A 17,082-nucleotide genomic window follows, 5' to 3' on the forward strand; every position below is an offset into this window, starting at 1 on the left:
TTAAACCCAGCCTACCGCTAGCGAATAACCGGCGTTGCGCCAGGTTTTGATGCAGTCCAGCGGCTCCAGCTTTTTGCGCAGGCGGCTGACCAGCAGGTCCACGGCACGGGTCTGCAGGTCCACCTCGTGGCCGCGCAGACGGTTCAGGATGTCGTCGCGGCTGAACACCTTGCCGGGCTCACGCGCCAGCAGGGTGAGCAGTTCAAATTCGGTGCTGGTCAGGTCCAGCGCTTCCATACCTAGCGTGCCCTGGCGCGACACGCTGCGTTTGTCCAGGTTCATTTCCAGACCGTCAAACACCAGCCGGTGTACATCGTCTGGCACGCGCTGGCGCCGCAGCACGGTCTGCAGCCGGGCTACCAGTTCGCGCGGCTCAAAGGGTTTGGGCAGGTAGTCGTCGGCCCCCAGCTCCAGGCCGACCACCCGGTCCATTACCTCGCCACGGGCGGTGAGCATGACGACCGGGATGTCGCTGTCTTTGCGGATCGTGCGGCACAGGGCAAAGCCATCCATCTCGGGCAGCATCACATCCAGAATCGCCGCGTCAAAACCGCCCTGGCGCAGCTTGGCCAGTCCGGCGCTGGGGGTCAGCGCACAGTCCAGCGCCAGGCCAAAGCGCGCAAAGTACACCCCCAGCGGCCCACCGAGTTCGGCATCGTCGTCAATCAAGAGAATTTTCGGCATGCTGAATTAAACACCTCACATTCAGCTAAAAAGCGCGCTTCCAGGGATACCGTGGAACTGGCTTTGCCAGGCCACTGGTATCGCCCCCTGCAAGGGGGTTGGCGAAAGATGCGCAGCACTGCAGCCTGGGGGTGTGCTTTCACCTCCACCAACCGCCGCGGTGCTGCATGAAATCGCGTACCTGTTGCTGCTGCGCCGGGTTCAGCGCGTCAAAGAAGTTGGCGGCGGCGGTGATCACCTGGGGGCTCTGGCTGCGCAGAGCGGCGGTTTTTTCTTCCACCAGGACCTGGGCCTTGCTGCGGTCAAACTGCGTGCCTGCCACCAGGGCCTGGAGGTCGGCACGCGGATCGGTGCTGCCGCCCATGAGGGCTTTGCGCTGGGCTTGCAGGGTGTCGCTCAAAGTGCCCAGCAGTTGCTTTTGTGCGTCGTTCAGGTCGAGCTTTTTGCCGACTTTCTCGACCATCTTGACACGGAACTCGGCCGATCGCTGCTCGCCCATCGGGCCGCCCCCGGCATGCTCGCCGCGGCCAGCACAGGCACTGAGGCCACCGACCAAAAGGCTGGCACCCAAGATGCCAAGCAGGCTGCGTCGAAGGGTTTTTTTAAAATGGAATCGCATGGTGTGGGTCCTGTTCAGGGTGTGGTTTAACAAGGCCCCATGGTGCCCAGACGCAGGCTGCGCGTCCTCTCGGGGCGGTATCGGTTTGTGTCGTTTTATGTCTGCGGCACAGAAAAATTGACCTTTCACTATGCTTTACATAGCTGTACATCCATGGCCGATAATCATTGGCCATGGATTCGATAGCCTGTGCCGGGCCCGGGGGCAAGCCCATTCCAGCGCGCGGCACCAGCCCCGCCCGCAGCCCATGGAGACGCAAACAAAGTTACATAAAGTTACACGTAGTGTGATAAAACCAAACTAAGACCATACCGAGCGCCGCCCCGACTCCATGCCCAAGACCCGAGATGTAGCCTTTGCGTGGCTCACGCTGAGCACCACCACGCGCCTGTTTCTGCCGATTTTGCTGTTGATCGTGGTGGTGGGTACCGTGCGTTACCAGTTGTTGGTGAAGGTCGAGACCCGCTCCGCCGAGGCCCACTTTGCACAGCAAGTGCAATGGGTCAAAAAATACCTGGTGCCCGCCATGGCGCAGGCCCTGGGAAACGACAGCGCCGAGCCGCTGGCTACTTTGCTGCGCAACGAGGCGCAATCCAATCCCGATATCGCCATGCTGCAGTGGCATTCTGGCGCGCAGGTGCTGGAGGCACGCAACCTGCAGCCGGCCCAGGCGCAGTACCCCGCGTGGTTTGTGGGCTGGTTGCAGATTGGCCCGCATAACGCCCAGCTGGATGTGGTCGGCAGCAGCGGCCACAGCGGTGTCTTGACGGTGCAGATCAGCCCGGTTTTTGCGTTCAACAGCGCCTGGAGCCGGGTCCGCGTGCAGCTGTGGATTGGCGCCGGTAGCGTGCTGACGATTCTGGGGCTGATGTTCTGGGTGCTGCGCATCAACCGCCGCATGCTGCAGCGGCTGGCGGTGGCCACCCAGCAGTTTCAGCGCGGCGACCTGGGCACGCGCATGCCATTGACCGGGCCGCTGGAAGCCCGCACCCTGGCCTACACCTTCAACAACATGGCGGACGAGGTGCAGAGCCTGGTGGCATCACTCACCCAAGCCCAGGCCGCCCTGCAGATCGAGAAAGAGCGCGCCGAAGTCACCCTGTCGTCCATCGGCGATGCCGTCATCACCACCGACCTGGCCGGGTGCATCCTCAGCCTGAACGCCGTAGCCCAGCAGCTCACCGGCTGGACCCACCAGCAGGCGCTGGGGCACCCGCTGGGCGAGGTGTTTGAGCTGCTGGAAGAGCCTGGCTGGGCTGCGGGCCATACCCAGCAAACCCCGCTGTACCAAACCACCACGGTGGTGCACGCCGCCCACCAGACGCTGCTGCATCCGTCCGGAGAACGTATCGCCATCGAAACTACCGCCGCCCCGATTCGCCAGGCCGACGGCACGGCCATGGGCTGTGTGTTGGTGTTCCGCGACGTGAGCGAAAAACGCCAGTTGATCCAGGAAATCTCATGGCAGATCGGCCACGATGTGCTGACCGGCCTGCACAACCGCGCCGCCATGGAGGAACCCTTCAACCTGGCCATCCTGCAGGCGCGCCACCACCACAAGCTGCTGGCCGTGTGCCTGCTGGACCTGGACCACTTCCAGCCCATCAACACCCGCTACGGCAGCAGCAGCGGCGACCGCCTGCTACAGCAGGTGGCCCAGCGGCTGGCCGCATTTGCCGGGGACGACCACGGCCTGGCACGCCTGGGCGGCGATGAATTTGTGCTGCTGTTGAAAGACCAGAACGACCTGGCCGAGGTGCAGCAGCAAGTGGACCAGGTGCAGGCCCTGCTGTCTGCCCCCTACCAGATCAACGACCAGGCCATAGCCCTCACCACCAGCATCGGTATCGCCGTCACACCGCGCAACGAGATGCACAGCGACACCAACCTGGACACCCTGCTGCGCCATGCCGACCAGGCCATGGTCCAGGCCAAGCAAACCGGGCGCAACCGCAGCCACCTGTTTGATGCCCAGCGCGACCAGGAGGTGCATACCCACCACCAGCAGCGCACCCGCATCCGCCAGGCTCTGCTAAACGGCGAACTGCGCCTGTACTACCAGCCCAAGCTGAACATGCGCACCGGCACCGTGTTTGGCATGGAAGCCTTGCTGCGCTGGCAGCACCCCGATAAAGGCGTGGTCGGCCCTTACAACTTTTTGCCACTGGTAGAAAACACCGACGTGATCATCGACATTGGCGAATGGGTGCTGCAACAGGCGTTGCAGCAAATGCAGCAATGGGAAGCGCAAGGCCTGAGCTGGGTGGTCAGCGTCAATATTGCCGCGCGGCACTTCCAGCGGCCCGACTTTGTGGCCCGGCTAGGCAGTATCCTGGCGCAATTCCCGCAGGTGTCGCCCAGCAAGCTGGAGCTGGAGATTCTGGAATCCGCCGCGCTGGAAGACGTGCAGCACATGCGCAACGTGATGGCCGCCTGCCAGCAACTGGGCGTGCAGTTTGCACTGGACGACTTTGGCACCGGCTACTCGTCCCTGGCCTACCTCAAACGCCTGCCCGCCAACACCTTGAAGATCGACCAGGCTTTTGTGCGCGACATGCTGGAAGACCCCGACGACCTGACCCTGGTGGAAGCCGTGGTCGGCCTGGCCAAGGCGTTCAACCGCCAGGTGATTGCCGAAGGCGTGGAAACTGTGGAACACGGCCTGATGCTGCTGCAACTAGGCTGCGACTTGGCCCAGGGCTATGGCATCGCCCGCCCCATGCCCGCCGACACGGTAGCCGCCTGGGCTGCCGACTTCGTCCCTGGTAAAGCCTGGCGCGCCTGGGGTGCCATCCAGTGGGATACCGCCGACTTCCCCCTGCTGCTGGCCGAGCACGACCACCAAGCCTGGGTCGCCGGCATCGCTGCCCAGCCCGCCCATGCCGATGCCAGCTACCCCGCCCGCTTTGGCGCCTGGTATGCCCAGCGTGGCAGCGCGCTGTACGGCCAACTGCCCGCCTTCACCGCCGTGGGTACCGCCATCGTGCGCCTGCGCGACCACAGCCAGGTGCTGGCCAAAGGACCGGTGAACGGGCAGGCCGTGGATATGCATAAATTACACGATTTGCAAGCCGAACTGGCCACCCAACTCGCCGCCCTGCTGCTGGAAGCCACGCAAAAGCAATCCCGCCGGCGGGCCGTACAGAACTTCATGGTGTATTCCTAGGTGAGTGGTACACCCCCAGGCTGCAGCGCAAGCGCTTTTCGCCAACCCCCTTGCAGGGGGCGATACCAGTGGCCTGGCAAAGCCAGTTCCACGGTATCTCTGGAGGAGACGGATGCAGCGCACTTCGCGTCAATTGGCTGGGGTATTCACTACAAAAAATATAGCTTATTAAGAAGGTTTAATATGCGCTAGAGGCCGATTTAATGCTGATTTTTATTTAACCAGGCTGTCACCTTGGCCTGGTCGGTTTCGGCCCGCAGGGCCAAGAAAGCCAGCTCCGCCTCGGGGTACTGGCGGCGCAGGAAGTTCAGCCATTGTTTGAGCCGCCCGGCGCGGGAGCGCGGCTCCAACTGGCTGCACACCAGTTGCCAAAAGGCGGTGATCATGGGTTGCAAATCTGCCCAGGGCAGGTGTGTTGTATCGAAGTCGGAGTCAGCCCCTGCACCTGCCCGAATGGCCAGTGCCAGGCCTGGGTTGGTCACCATGCCGCGCCCCAGCATTAGCGTGTCGCAACCCGATGCAGCGCGGCAGCGGCGGGCATCTTCCGCCGTCCAGATTTCGCCATTCGCCACTACCGGAATCTGCACGGCTTGGCGGATGTCGTTCACGCGCGCCCAGTAGGCGGGCGGGCGGTAGCCATCGGCCTTGGTGCGGGCGTGCACCACGATCTCGGTGGCCCCCGCCTCGGCGATGGCCAGCGCACATTCCACCGCCCGGCTGTCGTCATTAAAGCCCAGCCGCATCTTGGCCGACACGGTCTGGTGCGCGGGCACGGCGCGCCGTACCGCCGACACAATCTTAACCAGCAGCTCCGGCTCGTCCAGCAAGGCCGCGCCGCCGCCATGGCGGTTCACCACCTTGGCGGGGCAACCGAAGTTCAGGTCCACGCCCATGGGGCCCAGGCTGGCCAGCCGCCCGGCGTTTTCGGCCAGGCATACCGGGTCCGAACCCAGCAACTGCGGCCGCACCGGCACCCCCGACAGGGTGCGGCTGCCGTTGAGCAGCTCCGGCACTACGCGGATAAACGCCCGCTCGGGCAGCAAGCTGTTGGTAACGCGGATGAACTCGGACACGCAACGGTCGATGCCGCCCACGCGGGTCAGGATGTCGCGCAGTACAAAATCAAGAAGCCCCTCCATCGGGGCTAGGATGAGCACACCCCCAGGCTGCAGTGCTTCGCATCTTTCGCCAACCCCCTTGCAGGGGGCAACACCAGCAGCCTGGCAAAGCCAGTTCTGCGGTGTTTCTGGGAGCATGCGTTCCGGCTGTGGGTTGGGGTAAGTCAATCACCAAATGCCTACAAAGTCCTTCTTGCCCACCTCAACGCCGTTGTGGCGCAGGATGTCGTAGGCGGTGGTGGTGTGGAAGAAGAAGTGCGGCAAGGTGTAGTTCAGCAGGTAGCTGCTGCCCAACAAGGTCTGCTCTTTGGGCGTACCAGGACGCAGCACGATGCTGCGGCTAGCACCGGCTTCGATGTCGGCGGCGGGCAGGCTTTGGATGAAGGCCAGGGTCTTGGCGATGCGGGCTTGCAGGTCGCCGAAGCTGGCTTCAGTGTCTTCATAGGCAGGCACGTCCACACCGGCCAGGCGGGCGGCACCGCCCTTGGCGAAGTCGGCGGCGATCTGCACCTGGCGGGTCAGCGCAAACATGTCGGGGAACAGGCGCGACTGCAGCAAGACGCTGGGGTCGATCTTCTTGTCGGCCGCGTGGGCTTCGGCTTTGTGCAGCACGCCGCTCAGACCGCCCAAAATTTGGGTAAACAGGGACACAGAGGCTTGGTGGAGGGACAGGGACATGGTTTTTAACTTGGATACGTTGGCTAAGGAGGCAGGAGTCTACGGCGTTCGGCCCGGCCCGGCAGGGGCCGCCGCCAAATCCGGGAAAATAGCGGTGATTCCTCTTCTTTCAAAAACACACATGACCGACACCACCGCTTCCACCACCACCGCTTCCACCACTACCTCCGCCCCCACCCGCCCGGCCCTGCCCGACCACTTGTCCGTAGACCCGCGCAGTCCCCACCACGTGGCCGCCGTGTTTGAGCACGACATCGGCATCCGCCTGAACGACAAGGAGCGCGTGGACGTGGAGGAATACTGCATCAGCGAAGGCTGGGTCAAGGTACCCGCAGGCAAAACCCGCGACCGCAAAGGCCAGCCGCTGCTCATGAAGGTCAAGGGCAAAGTCGAAGCGTTTTACAAATAAGCCTTCTTCATACGCAGCGGTGGATGCGGTGCTAGACTGATTTTGCCCTGGATCCCAGAGGCAAACCGAGCAAATCACCCCCCTTGGAGACACCCATGATGGTCACCCACCGCACCTTTACAAAAACGCTTTTTGCTACTGCCATTCTGGCCATGGGCATTGCTGGTTGCAGCTCCATGATGCCGTCCAACAAAGTGACTTTGTCCGCGCAACTGACCGCCGCCCAAGAGGTGCCGCCCACGGCCTCTACCGGCTCCGGAACGGCCGAAGCCTGGCTGAACAAAGACACCAATGTGCTGACCTGGAAAGTCAGCTTCTCGGGCCTGACAGGCCCGGCCACCGCAGGCCATTTCCACGGCCCGGCGGCCGCGGGGTCGAATGCCGGTGTAGTCGTACCCTTTAGCGGCACCACCAGCCCGCTGGAAGGCCAAGCCACCCTGACCCCCGCCCAAGCCGCCGACCTGCTGGCGGGCAAGTGGTACGCCAATGTGCATACCGCGGCCAACAAGGGTGGCGAGATCCGCGGGCAAATGACCCCCAAGATGTAATGCAGGGCTGCGATGGCCCACCAAGCCATCGCAGCCATCGCACACAGCGGCGCAGCCCAATAACTCCTGAATTAATAGCTATCTGCGCAGGCAGAATATGCGCTAGAGGCACTTTGGAGGCCTAATATGTCGTACCGATTATTTTTACGGCCCATAGTCGCTTTGGCATTGGCCGCACTGATGTGCCCTGTGCCCGCGGCCCTGGCGGCCGATCCGCCTGCAGCGGTAGCCGACAGCGAAGTGCACGTAGCGCGCGCCGACGGCAGCTTCACGGTGGACATGGTGATCCACGTGCCGGTAGACCCTGCCCGGGCCTGGGCGGTGCTCACCGACTTTGAACACATGGCCGACTTTGTGCCCAACCTGGCCAGCAGCCAGGTCACCGAACGCAGTGACAGCCTGGTCAAAGTCACCCAAAAAGGTGTGGCGAAGTACGGCGTTTTCTCGACCCACTTTGAGTCCACCCGCGAAATCCACCTGGTTCCTACGCACGAGATCCGCGCCCATGGCGTGGGTGGCAACGTCCAGCGCGTGGAAAGTCTGATGCAGTTAGAGCCTGACGGCAACGGCACCAAGTTGACCTACCACGCCGAAGTGCAGCCAGGCTTCTGGTTTCCGCCGCTGGTGGGCCCCTCTCTGGTTCAGCACCAAACCGCCGAGCAGTTCACCGCCATGCTGCACGAGATGCTCAAGCGGCCATAAACTTGGCCAGCGGCTTTAGTTAGTCGCTGGCCCAGCCTAAAACAAACCTATCACTCGGCGGCGCTAATCAGCGACGCCAGTCGTTGCCACGGCCTTCGCCATAACCGCGGTCATCACCCCAGCCACGGTGGTGCCAGCGGTGGCCCCATTGCGGCTGCGGGTAGACCACTTGCGGCTGCACATAGACCGGCTGGGGCTGGTAGTACACCGGCGCAGGCCGCACGTACACGGGCGCAGGCTGGTAATAGACCGGCGCGGGCGGCTGGTAGTACACAGGGGCGGGCTGCACATACACCGGCTGGGGCGCACCGCCGTACACCTGCACGCCGGGCACACCAATACCAATCGACCAGGACACATCGCTGCGCGCTTGTGCCACGCTGGCTGCGCCGAGTGCGCTGATGGCCAACACGGCAACACATAGTGAACGTTGGAACTTCATACCGATCTCCTTGTTTCAATCGGGGGCCGATACATGGTGTCTGCCCCGTACTTCTGTTAACGCCGCACAAGCCATCCGGAGGACAAGCCAGCAAACAGAAGCGTTGCCAAACGTAACGCGACCCTGCGCAACCTAAAATCAAGGCATGAGCGCACTCCCCCCCTCCAAAGCCCCTGCCGCCACACCGGCTGAGCCCACCAAACCCAGCAACTTCCTGCGCCAGATCATCGAGTCCGATCTGGCCTCAGGCACCTACGCCCAGCGCCAGTGGGCCGGCAGCCCCGGCGATGCCGCCCACCAAGCCACCGGCCAGCCCGACCCGGCCAAGATCCGCACCCGCTTCCCGCCCGAACCCAACGGCTACCTGCACGTAGGCCACGCCAAAAGCATCTGCCTGAACTTCGGCCTGGCGCGCGACTACGGTGGCGTGTGCCACCTGCGCTTTGACGACACCAACCCCGAAAAAGAAGACGAGGAATACGTCAAGGCCATCGTCGACACCGTGAAATGGCTGGGCTTTGACTGGAATGGCGCGCCCGACGCACCGGCGTACGAGGCCAGCAGCTACTTCGACTTCATGTACCGCGCCGCCGAATACCTAGTCACCGCAGGCCACGCCTATGTGGACGAGCAAACCGTGGAGCAAATGCGCATCAACCGCGGCGACTTCGGCAAGCCCGGCACCGACAGCCCCTTCCGCGCCCGCACCCCCGACGAAAACCTGGCCCGCTTCCGCGAAATGCGCGACGGCCAGCACGAAGATGGCAGCATGGTGCTGCGCGCCAAGATCGACATGGCCAGCCCCAACATCAACCTGCGCGACCCCGCCATCTACCGCATCCGCCGCGCCACCCACCACCGCACGGGCGACAAATGGTGCATCTACCCGATGTACACCTTTGCCCACCCCATCGAAGACGCGCTGGAGCAAATCACCCACAGCATCTGCACCTTGGAATTTGAAGACCAGCGCCCCTTCTACGACTGGCTGCTGGCCCGCCTCTGCGAAGGCGGCCTGCTGGCCAGCCCGCCCCCCCGCCAGTACGAATTTGCCCGCCTCAACCTCACCTACGTGGTCACCAGCAAGCGCAAGCTCGCCCAGCTGGTGTACGACCACAAGGTCAGCGGCTGGGACGACCCCCGCATGCCCACCATCGTGGGCCTGCGCCGCCGCGGCTACACCCCCGAAGCCATCCACCTGTTTGCCGAACGCATAGGTGTCACCAAAAGCGACAGCTGGATCGACTACAGCACCTTAGAGGGCTGCCTGCGCGAAACGCTGGACCACAGCGCCCCCCGCGCCATGGCCGTGCTCGACCCCGTCAAGTTGGTGCTGACTAACTGGGACGCGGTAATGGGCGCTGGCAACCTCGACGCGTGCAGCGCCTCCGTCCACCCCCACCTGCCCGAGCTGGGCAAGCGCAGCTTCCAGATCGGCAAAGAGGTGTGGATTGAACGTGGCGACTTTGAGGAAACCCCGCCCAAGGGCTTCTTCCGGTTGTTCCCAGGCAACAAGGTCCGCCTCAAATACGGCCATGTCATCACCTGCACCGGCGCGGTCAAAGATGCCGACGGCCGGGTCACCGAAGTCCACGCCGAACTCATCCCCGACACCAAGAGCGGCACCCCCGGTGCCGACAGCGTCAAGGTCAAGGGCGTGATCACCTGGGTGAGCGTGGCCGACGGCCTACTCGCAGAGGTGCGCATGTACGACCGCCTGTTCATCGACACCCAGCCCGATGCAGGCGGCAAAGACTTCATCGAAAGCCTGAACCCCAACAGCCTGAAAGTCGTGCAAGCCATCGTGGAGCCGTCACTGGCGACGGCCCAGGCGGACGACAAGTTCCAGTTTGAGCGGCACGGCTACTTTGTGGCGGACCGGGTGGACCACCAGGCGGGGAAGATGGTGTTTAACTTGGCTGTGGGGTTGAAGGATTCTTGGGGGAAGTAATCCAAATGTTTTCGTATAGACGATAAAAAGGTACTGGGAAATTAGATGAAAATTCAGTGTCAAGACCGGAGCGTCGAATTCATATTTCAAAGTCATTATTTTGAAATACCAAGATTTCAACGACCATATTCATGGGATCGTGATAATTGGGAAGAATTCTGGAATGATGTCTTCCAGTCACACAACACTGATTATTTTATTGGCTCCGTTGTTACTTTTACAAAAGGTCAATATAAAGCAATTGTTGATGGGCAGCAACGCCTAACAACTATCACGCTAATTCTAGCGGCGATCAGAAATTTTTATCGAACAAATGCGTTTGAAGATCGAGCATCCGGCGCTCAGAACTTCATAGAACGCAATAATAAAAACAATGAACCAACTTATGTTTTGCGATCAGAAACATCCTATCCTTATCTACAAACAGTAATACAAAAATCCGAATCCCAAACAAAACTTATTAAGTTGAGTGAGGAAGAATCTCTGCTTGAAGGTGCTTTTCAATTTTTTAATACAAAAATTTCGATAGAAATATCAACAATTGAGTCAACTCAAGGGGTATCCACTTCTGCCAAAAAGTCACGTATAAAAAAGAGATTGGATGAACTAAGAGATACATTACTATCACTAAAATTAATCCATGTCGAATTGGATAGCGAAGATGATGCCTATCAAGTATTTGAAACATTAAATACTCGCGGAAAAGATCTTGCAACCGCCGATTTAATAAAAAATCATTTAGCACGTCTTTTAAGGGAAAAAAACTCTAACAGTGATGATGTAAAAGTACGCTGGTCAGTACTATCCGACAACATTAAAGCGATTTCTATCGAGGGGATCGATTTGGATGGTTTTCTTTATCACTACTGGCTTGCGACAAATACAGTTACGCAAAAGAGAGACATATTTAAAGCTGTCAGGACCGCAATAAAGACAAAAATAGCCGCAAAAAAATTATTAGATGAGTTAGTTGCCTTTTCGGAAGTCTATTGTGACTTGCATGAAGTCAATCTTAGAAAATGGAGAACTGACGAACTAGAAATAAAGTCATCCGTAGAATCCATAATAAAATTTCGGGTGAGGCATCCACTTCCATTAATGATGACTGCACTTCGAAAATATGATTCAAAAACACTTTCGAAAGCAGAACTTCTTAGAATATTTCAGATTATTGAATTATTCACTTTTGTAAACACCAGCTTGATGAACGCTCGCTCATCTGGAGGAGTAGCCCAAATGTATGCTTCTCATGCCAAGGCTCTTTCAGGTGTATCTGAACCAATAAGAAGACAAAAAGTTATCTCAGAATTTGCTGATAAATTAGCCTCCAAGTTACCTGAAAAATCAGTTTTCAAAGCCAAATTTGAAGCATTAAAATATTCCGACAAATTTAGTACACAAAAGCGGGACGTTCAATATGTCACGACCAAACTCTTTGCACTCATGTTTCCAGCGGTTGCTATTAATCCGGCAGAAATGTCGATTGAACACATCGAACCACAGAGTTCAAAATCATTGACGGATACTGAAGTCGCCTCGATTGGAAATCTTTGGTTTTTGAAAACAGCATTCAATAATGAGCTCGGCAACTCTTCTGCAAGTATCAAACTAAAACGATATAGAGGCAGTCAATTACCGTGCGACGATACGTTGCTAAATGCCTCAAACTGGACCGCTGTCGAAATTGGGCGTCGTACAACTGAGCTTGCCGATAAATTCTGGGCCGTTGTCGACGAACGATTTGGATTGTCCAAGCCGAAGCAGAAGCCGAAGCCAAAAGTCTTACGTGTGAAGATCGTTGCCACGTCTTAACTTGGCACGGGGTCAAGTCTTGCATTGACACTTTTTTAATTTCCTTCATTGTTAAAAAGGGAACACCCCCCAGTTCAGGTCACAACCTTTGGCTAGCCATGAGGCTCCTTTTAAAAATCAACCCGGAACCCTATGGCCAAACAACCCAGCAACCGGCGACAAAAACAGGGCATCCAAATCCTGAAGCAAAAGGGCCTGCAAGCCATCATCTTCGGTGCGGCCATGCTGCTCGTCCCGCCGTTGTTTGCCAGTTTCCCGATCCTGAAAACCGTTGCCAGTGCTCTGCGCACGCCCGCCTGGCTGGCATTGGGCATAGGTGTGCTGCTACTCGGCGCATACGCCATCGTCAAACGGATGGCAGTTAAAACAGATGATTCGACGGAGGGTGTGGCGCACACGCCATCACCCGCCAAATCACGCGAACCGCTCAAGCTGATAGAGCCTACGCTGGCACCCACCGCAGAACCCGCACCGCCCACATCCAGCCCCGCACCCGCCAGCGCCTGGAGCCCAGCCGTATTCGCCGCCATTGAGTGGCGCAGGTTCGAAGCCGTGTGCGAAGCCCTGTTTGCCCAAGCCGGTTACACCACCCGCGCGCAGTCGCACGGGGCAGACGGCGGCGTAGATATCTGGCTGCACACGGCTGATACGGAAAAGCCGGTTGCCGTGGTGCAGTGTAAGCACTGGCAAGGCAAGCCCGTGGGCGTGAAGGAAATCCGCGAGTTCTTCGGCGTGATGGCATCAAACAAGCTGCAGCGCGGCATTTACGCCACCACGTCTACCTACACCGCAGATGCCCAGCAGTTCGCCACCGCCAATGGCATCGCCGCCATGGACGGCCCCGCCCTGCTGGCCATGATCGCCAAGCGCACGCCCGAGCAGCAGCAGGCCCTGCTGGCCGTAGCCCACGAGGGCGAATACTGGAAACCCACCTGCGCCAGCTGCGGCGTGAAGATGCTGGAGCGCACGCGCAAGAAAGACGGCGTGGCGTTCTGGGGCTGCGTTAGCTATCCGCGATGCAATTCAGTGTTCAAGATGCTGGCGGTACGGTAGGAACACTGCGCTACTATTTTCATAGCTATTTGTGCTCGTGTATCCTGCAGTAGAAGCATTTTTTCCACATACATTTCAAAGCGTTCTTCACCCAGAGAGCAGCAATTCCCATGGCCAAGTTTCTGAACACCAGCGCAACCAACTACTTTCTGGAAGAAATGATCAAGAGCGCGTCCGACCGCTTGATCCTGATCAGTCCCTTCCTCAAGCTCAACGACCGCATGAAGGAACTGCTGGCCGACAAGAACCGGCTGAAGATCGACGTGCGCATCGTCTACGGCAAAAGCGAATTGCAGCCGCAAGAAATTGAATGGCTGCGCGGCCTCACTTACATCCGCACCAGCTTCTGCAAAAACCTGCACGCCAAGTGCTACATGAACGAAGAGATGTGCATCGTTACCAGTCTGAACCTGTACGAGTTCAGCCAGGTGAACAACAACGAGATGGGCATCTTGATCCAGCGTGTAGAAGACGGCCAACTCTACAAAGATGCTTACGAAGAAGCGCAACGCATCGTCCGGATCAGCGATGAAGTGCGGATTTCGCTGGAGCGCGTGACCAGCGAACCCGAAGCTGCCGTAATCCACAGCACAGACGCAGATGCCGCAACCGACAAGCTGACGACCTCCAAGATGGCGCAAAAGTTAGGTATGAAAACAGCCCAATTGCTGGAGCGCGCTACGGCGCAAGGCCATTTGGTACTCAACGGTGACAAGCATGCGCTAACGACCCAAGGCGAGCACGCAGGCGTGGAGTTTGTTGCCAAGTCCCGCTTCGGCCCCTACTTTCTGTGGCCGCAAGACTTTCATCGGGTTTAAGCCCTTGCCAAGTAACTGAGCGCGACATGGCCCAAACTCCCAAAGCCTCGCCAAGCCGCTTGACCCCCTCCCCCAAAGCACTGCAAAAAGCCTTGCGGCAATCAGCGCAACAGGCCCAGCGCTTGGCGGATGCTTTTGGTGTCAAAGTACCCAGCCTCAAACCCAAAGTGCCTCGCAGCGTGCCGCATTCAGACTGACCAACTGCATTTTTAATAGCTGCTAGTGCTTATTCCGTAAGCGTTAGCAGCATGTTTGGTGCATTGACATCCAGCGCCGTTAAACTGCAAACCATGCGCCCCTCACAAGCCCTCAGCCAACACCGGGATGCCGTCTGCCGTGCTGCAGCGCGTTACCACGTGGCCAACCCCAGGGTGTTTGGTTCGACCCTGCGTGGGGATGACATCGAGGGCAGCGATTTGGACCTGTTGGTAGACACTCTGCCCGGCACCACGCTGTTTGATCTGGGTGGCCTGCAAGACGAGTTGCAAGAGTTGCTGGGCGTATCGGTCGATGTGCTGACCGCCAAAGATCTTCCGCTCAAATTCCGTGACACCGTGGTGCTTGAGGCCAAGCCCATATGACCGTCAACAGGCTGCCAGACTACCTAGACCACATGCGGCAAGCGATTGCCGATGCGCAATCGTTCATCGACGGCATGGCCCTAGCGGACTTCATGCAAGACAAGCGCACCCAACAAGCGGTGGTCATGAGCCTGATCGTCCTGGGCGAAGCGGCCACCAAGGTGATGGACCAGCACCCCGCTTTTGCCGCGCAATACCCGGAAATCCCATGGCGCAGCATGCGGGGCATGCGCAACCGCATTGCCCATGGGTACTTCGACATTAACCTGGAAGTGGTGTGGGACACCGTCCAGACGGCATTGCCTGCGTTGAAAACGCAACTCAACGCATTGCCACCGGCCTGACGGCTAGCAATTTGCTACTCTTTGCGTAGCCGCTTGCGCCCATTCCACGGGCGCTAATCCCTTATCCGTTCGCCCACTCCCCATGCCCCCCGCAAACACCACCACGTCTACGTGGTCGAGCTCTCCAAAGACGTGCTTTTGGAAGCACGCTTTCGCAAGGGCAATCCAGGCTATGTGGAAGGCAAGCCTTGCGTGTATGTGGGCATGACGGGGCTGGACCCGGATGTGCGGTTTGACAAGCACAAGGCGGGCATCCAGGCGAATCGGTACGTGCTGCAGTACGGTTTGCGCCTGCTGCCGGATCTGTACGAGGCGTTCAACCCCCTGCACTACCAAGACGCGGTGGACAAGGAGATCGAGATCGGCATCGATCTGCGCTCGGCGGGGTTTGGGGTGTGGCAGGCCTGAGGGTTGATGCTTGGACTCCGCGCCTGGCTTGTAAACTCGCAACCTTTGCCTGCTGGATACGGAGACCCCATGAACAAAGCCCCTCACAAACCCTTCGTGATCGGCGTGGCAGGCGGCAGTGGCAGCGGTAAATCCACGGTGACGCGCCAGGTGCTGGCGTCGATCGGGCCGGAGATGACGGCGGTGCTGATCCAGGACGATTACTACTGCGACCAGACGCATCTGTCGCCCGAAGATCGGCGCAAAACCAACTACGACCACCCCGACGCGTTTGACTGGCCCTTGATGGTCCAGCATGTGCAGGCGCTGCGCCGCGGTGAGGCGATCGAGATGCCCAGCTACGACTTCACGCAGGACAACCGCGCCAGCCAAACCATCACCGTGCAGCCCGCGCCGGTGATCGTGATCGAAGGCCTGTTTGCGTTGTTTGATGCCGATTTGCGCAAGATGATGTCGCTGAAGATTTTTGTGGATACCGCCGCCGACGTGCGCTTCATCCGCCGCCTGCAGCGCGACATGGCCGAGCGCGGGCGCAGTGCCGAGAGCGTGATCCAGCAGTACCTGGAAACCGTGCGCCCCATGCACAAGCAGTTCATCGAGCCCACCAAGCGCCGCGCCGATGTGATCCTGCCGCACGGTGCCAACGGGCCTGCCATCGACATCATCACCACCAAGGTGGTGAGCTTGGTCCGCGATCTGGAGCGGGGCTGACGTGTTGACGGCGTCGAAGGCAGTTCGCTATTTTTTTCGTAGCTTCCGGCGCATATTCCACCTGCACCATCAGCCCATTTAGCCCACAAACTCCACGCCTGCACACACCGCCGCCACCTGCGCCGCGATGCACTGCTCGGGCGTGGCGCGCGCGCTGTCTGGATACACCTCGGTCGTCGTGGTGTAACGCGCGCCCGAGATGCCCGCGCACAGGCCCAGCGCCTGCATCGCGTAGTGGATCACCCCGTGCGCCACCAGCGGCGAGCCGATGATGCCGCCGTGCGCGTCGGCGGGGGCGATGTGGGTCACGCGCTCTACGGCCAGGATGATGGCCTGCTGGAACGCGGGCTGGGGGTTGGCGGTGTCGTCCACCAGGTAGAAGCCATCGGGGATGGTGGCGGGCTCGAAGGGCTGGCCGTCGCGGGCGGCCACGGCGGGGCGGTATTCGGACTCGTCGGTGTCGGTGGTTTCGTGCAGGTCGATGTGGGCAGTGAACTGGCCGCGCATCGGTTCGATGAGGCGTAGCAAGGCCGCAGATTCCTGCGCGGGGCTGTCGGGGCGGAACGAGCGGTTCGGGTCCAGGGCATCGAAGTTCCAGCGCTGGATGCGCTCGTAAGCCCAGGGGCTGACGCAGGGCACCACCAGCAGATTCACCCGGCTCGCATAGCCTTCGGCGTGCGCCTCCACAAAGCGCAGCGCGCCCAGCACGCCGCTGGTCTCGTAACCGTGTACACCGCCGGTCACCAGCACGCTGGGCAGGGCGCTGTTCCAGCCCCGGCTGCGGATGGCGAACAGGGGGAAGCGCTCTTCCGCATAGGCCACCTCGCCGTAATGCTCTACGTCAAAGCGCTCACGCAGCCGCTCGATGCACGACAGTACGTCGTCTGCATAGCTGCGCTGGCGCACCTGGCGCGCGCGCCACTGGGCACGCTCTGTGTCGCCCCAGGCTTGGCCGGGGGTGCCGATGGGGTAGAAAGGGAGTTGGCTCATGGGGTGCGGCTTAAAAGTTGCAAACCCGACTACTTTACGCTGGCGAAT

At 59.7% G+C, this 17,082-nt stretch carries 18 protein-coding genes; 12 read left to right on the forward strand and 6 right to left on the reverse strand.

Going from position 1 to position 17,082, the window contains the following annotated elements; all coding sequences use genetic code 11:
• A complete protein-coding gene (locus AC097L_RS21185) occupies nucleotides 1–684 on the reverse strand; it encodes a response regulator transcription factor (protein ID WP_479588699.1) in 684 nt (227 codons plus the stop codon).
• A gap of 139 nt (nucleotides 685–823) precedes the next feature.
• Nucleotides 824–1,303, reverse strand: a complete 480-nt coding sequence (locus tag AC097L_RS21190) for a Spy/CpxP family protein refolding chaperone (protein WP_479588700.1) — start codon at nucleotides 1,301–1,303, stop codon at nucleotides 824–826.
• Nucleotides 1,304–1,634: 331 nt separating this feature from the next.
• Here AC097L_RS21190 and AC097L_RS21195 point away from each other — a divergent pair, with 331 nt between their 5' ends.
• Nucleotides 1,635–4,469, forward strand: a complete 2,835-nt coding sequence (locus AC097L_RS21195) for a putative bifunctional diguanylate cyclase/phosphodiesterase (RefSeq protein WP_479588701.1) — start codon at nucleotides 1,635–1,637, stop codon at nucleotides 4,467–4,469.
• A gap of 200 nt (nucleotides 4,470–4,669) precedes the next feature.
• Here AC097L_RS21195 and AC097L_RS21200 read toward each other — a convergent pair whose 3' ends face one another.
• Nucleotides 4,670–5,608, reverse strand: a complete 939-nt coding sequence (locus AC097L_RS21200) for a tRNA-dihydrouridine synthase (RefSeq protein ID WP_479588749.1) — start codon at nucleotides 5,606–5,608, stop codon at nucleotides 4,670–4,672.
• A gap of 147 nt (nucleotides 5,609–5,755) precedes the next feature.
• Nucleotides 5,756–6,265: a DUF1993 domain-containing protein gene (locus tag AC097L_RS21205; RefSeq protein WP_479588702.1), complete on the reverse strand. Its 510-nt coding sequence runs from the start codon at nucleotides 6,263–6,265 to the stop codon at nucleotides 5,756–5,758.
• 121 nt (nucleotides 6,266–6,386) lie between these two features.
• Between AC097L_RS21205 and AC097L_RS21210 the strand changes: the two genes are divergently transcribed.
• The 3 genes from AC097L_RS21210 to AC097L_RS21220 all read left to right on the forward strand — a co-directional run bounded on the left by AC097L_RS21210 (nucleotide 6,387) and on the right by AC097L_RS21220 (nucleotide 7,924).
• Entirely contained in the window at nucleotides 6,387–6,674 is a 288-nt protein-coding gene (locus AC097L_RS21210) for a DUF3297 family protein (protein ID WP_479588703.1), read from the forward strand.
• A gap of 98 nt (nucleotides 6,675–6,772) precedes the next feature.
• Nucleotides 6,773–7,222 (forward strand): CHRD domain-containing protein, encoded by a 450-nt coding sequence (locus AC097L_RS21215; protein ID WP_479588750.1) that lies wholly within the window; start codon nucleotides 6,773–6,775, stop codon nucleotides 7,220–7,222.
• Between the two features lie 126 nt (nucleotides 7,223–7,348).
• Nucleotides 7,349–7,924, forward strand: coding sequence for an SRPBCC family protein (locus tag AC097L_RS21220; protein WP_479588704.1), 576 nt, complete (start codon nucleotides 7,349–7,351; stop codon nucleotides 7,922–7,924).
• A gap of 67 nt (nucleotides 7,925–7,991) precedes the next feature.
• Here AC097L_RS21220 and AC097L_RS21225 read toward each other — a convergent pair whose 3' ends face one another.
• Nucleotides 7,992–8,366 (reverse strand): hypothetical protein, encoded by a 375-nt coding sequence (locus tag AC097L_RS21225; protein WP_479588705.1) that lies wholly within the window; start codon nucleotides 8,364–8,366, stop codon nucleotides 7,992–7,994.
• Nucleotides 8,367–8,511: 145 nt separating this feature from the next.
• Here AC097L_RS21225 and AC097L_RS21230 point away from each other — a divergent pair, with 145 nt between their 5' ends.
• From AC097L_RS21230 to udk, 8 genes are all read left to right on the forward strand, one after another.
• Entirely contained in the window at nucleotides 8,512–10,317 is a 1,806-nt protein-coding gene (locus tag AC097L_RS21230) for a glutamine--tRNA ligase/YqeY domain fusion protein (protein ID WP_479588706.1), read from the forward strand.
• 45 nt (nucleotides 10,318–10,362) lie between these two features.
• On the forward strand, nucleotides 10,363–12,129 hold the full coding sequence (locus tag AC097L_RS21235) for a DUF262 domain-containing protein (RefSeq protein WP_479588707.1): 1,767 nt from the start codon (nucleotides 10,363–10,365) through the stop codon (nucleotides 12,127–12,129).
• Between the two features lie 132 nt (nucleotides 12,130–12,261).
• Nucleotides 12,262–13,182, forward strand: a complete 921-nt coding sequence (locus AC097L_RS21240) for a restriction endonuclease (protein ID WP_479588708.1) — start codon at nucleotides 12,262–12,264, stop codon at nucleotides 13,180–13,182.
• Nucleotides 13,183–13,292: 110 nt separating this feature from the next.
• Complete coding sequence (locus AC097L_RS21245; protein WP_479588709.1) at nucleotides 13,293–14,000, forward strand: phospholipase D family protein; 708 nt, start codon at nucleotides 13,293–13,295, stop codon at nucleotides 13,998–14,000.
• Between the two features lie 290 nt (nucleotides 14,001–14,290).
• A complete protein-coding gene (locus AC097L_RS21250; RefSeq protein ID WP_479588751.1) occupies nucleotides 14,291–14,581 on the forward strand; it encodes a nucleotidyltransferase family protein in 291 nt (96 codons plus the stop codon).
• Complete coding sequence (locus AC097L_RS21255) at nucleotides 14,578–14,925, forward strand: HepT-like ribonuclease domain-containing protein (RefSeq protein ID WP_479588710.1); 348 nt, start codon at nucleotides 14,578–14,580, stop codon at nucleotides 14,923–14,925. The genes AC097L_RS21250 and AC097L_RS21255 overlap by 4 nt, the downstream gene beginning before the upstream one ends.
• Nucleotides 14,926–15,036: 111 nt before the next feature.
• Nucleotides 15,037–15,333, forward strand: coding sequence for a hypothetical protein (locus AC097L_RS21260; protein WP_479588711.1), 297 nt, complete (start codon nucleotides 15,037–15,039; stop codon nucleotides 15,331–15,333).
• A gap of 69 nt (nucleotides 15,334–15,402) precedes the next feature.
• Nucleotides 15,403–16,044 (forward strand): uridine kinase, encoded by a 642-nt coding sequence (gene udk, locus AC097L_RS21265; protein ID WP_479588712.1) that lies wholly within the window; start codon nucleotides 15,403–15,405, stop codon nucleotides 16,042–16,044.
• Nucleotides 16,045–16,122: 78 nt separating this feature from the next.
• Here udk and AC097L_RS21270 read toward each other — a convergent pair whose 3' ends face one another.
• Nucleotides 16,123–17,034, reverse strand: coding sequence for a M14 family metallopeptidase (locus AC097L_RS21270; protein ID WP_479588713.1), 912 nt, complete (start codon nucleotides 17,032–17,034; stop codon nucleotides 16,123–16,125).
• Nucleotides 17,035–17,082: the final 48 nt, after the last annotated feature.

It is taken from the genome of Rhodoferax sp. RT5P35, assembly GCF_056521385.1.

Bases quoted from the DNA above. Each gene is read 5' to 3' on its own strand.
- AC097L_RS21185 (WP_479588699.1), bottom strand. From the start codon at position 684: ATGCCGAAAATTCTCTTGATTGACGACGATGCCGAACTCGGTGGGCCG.
- AC097L_RS21190 (WP_479588700.1), bottom strand. From the start codon at position 1,303: ATGCGATTCCATTTTAAAAAAACCCTTCGACGCAGCCTGCTTGGCATC.
- AC097L_RS21195 (WP_479588701.1), top strand. From the start codon at position 1,635: ATGCCCAAGACCCGAGATGTAGCCTTTGCGTGGCTCACGCTGAGCACC.
- AC097L_RS21200 (WP_479588749.1), bottom strand. From the start codon at position 5,608: ATGGAGGGGCTTCTTGATTTTGTACTGCGCGACATCCTGACCCGCGTG.
- AC097L_RS21205 (WP_479588702.1), bottom strand. From the start codon at position 6,265: ATGTCCCTGTCCCTCCACCAAGCCTCTGTGTCCCTGTTTACCCAAATT.
- AC097L_RS21210 (WP_479588703.1), top strand. From the start codon at position 6,387: ATGACCGACACCACCGCTTCCACCACCACCGCTTCCACCACTACCTCC.
- AC097L_RS21215 (WP_479588750.1), top strand. From the start codon at position 6,773: ATGGTCACCCACCGCACCTTTACAAAAACGCTTTTTGCTACTGCCATT.
- AC097L_RS21220 (WP_479588704.1), top strand. From the start codon at position 7,349: ATGTCGTACCGATTATTTTTACGGCCCATAGTCGCTTTGGCATTGGCC.
- AC097L_RS21225 (WP_479588705.1), bottom strand. From the start codon at position 8,366: ATGAAGTTCCAACGTTCACTATGTGTTGCCGTGTTGGCCATCAGCGCA.
- AC097L_RS21230 (WP_479588706.1), top strand. From the start codon at position 8,512: ATGAGCGCACTCCCCCCCTCCAAAGCCCCTGCCGCCACACCGGCTGAG.
- AC097L_RS21235 (WP_479588707.1), top strand. From the start codon at position 10,363: ATGAAAATTCAGTGTCAAGACCGGAGCGTCGAATTCATATTTCAAAGT.
- AC097L_RS21240 (WP_479588708.1), top strand. From the start codon at position 12,262: ATGGCCAAACAACCCAGCAACCGGCGACAAAAACAGGGCATCCAAATC.
- AC097L_RS21245 (WP_479588709.1), top strand. From the start codon at position 13,293: ATGGCCAAGTTTCTGAACACCAGCGCAACCAACTACTTTCTGGAAGAA.
- AC097L_RS21250 (WP_479588751.1), top strand. From the start codon at position 14,291: ATGCGCCCCTCACAAGCCCTCAGCCAACACCGGGATGCCGTCTGCCGT.
- AC097L_RS21255 (WP_479588710.1), top strand. From the start codon at position 14,578: ATGACCGTCAACAGGCTGCCAGACTACCTAGACCACATGCGGCAAGCG.
- udk (WP_479588712.1), top strand. From the start codon at position 15,403: ATGAACAAAGCCCCTCACAAACCCTTCGTGATCGGCGTGGCAGGCGGC.
- AC097L_RS21270 (WP_479588713.1), bottom strand. From the start codon at position 17,034: ATGAGCCAACTCCCTTTCTACCCCATCGGCACCCCCGGCCAAGCCTGG.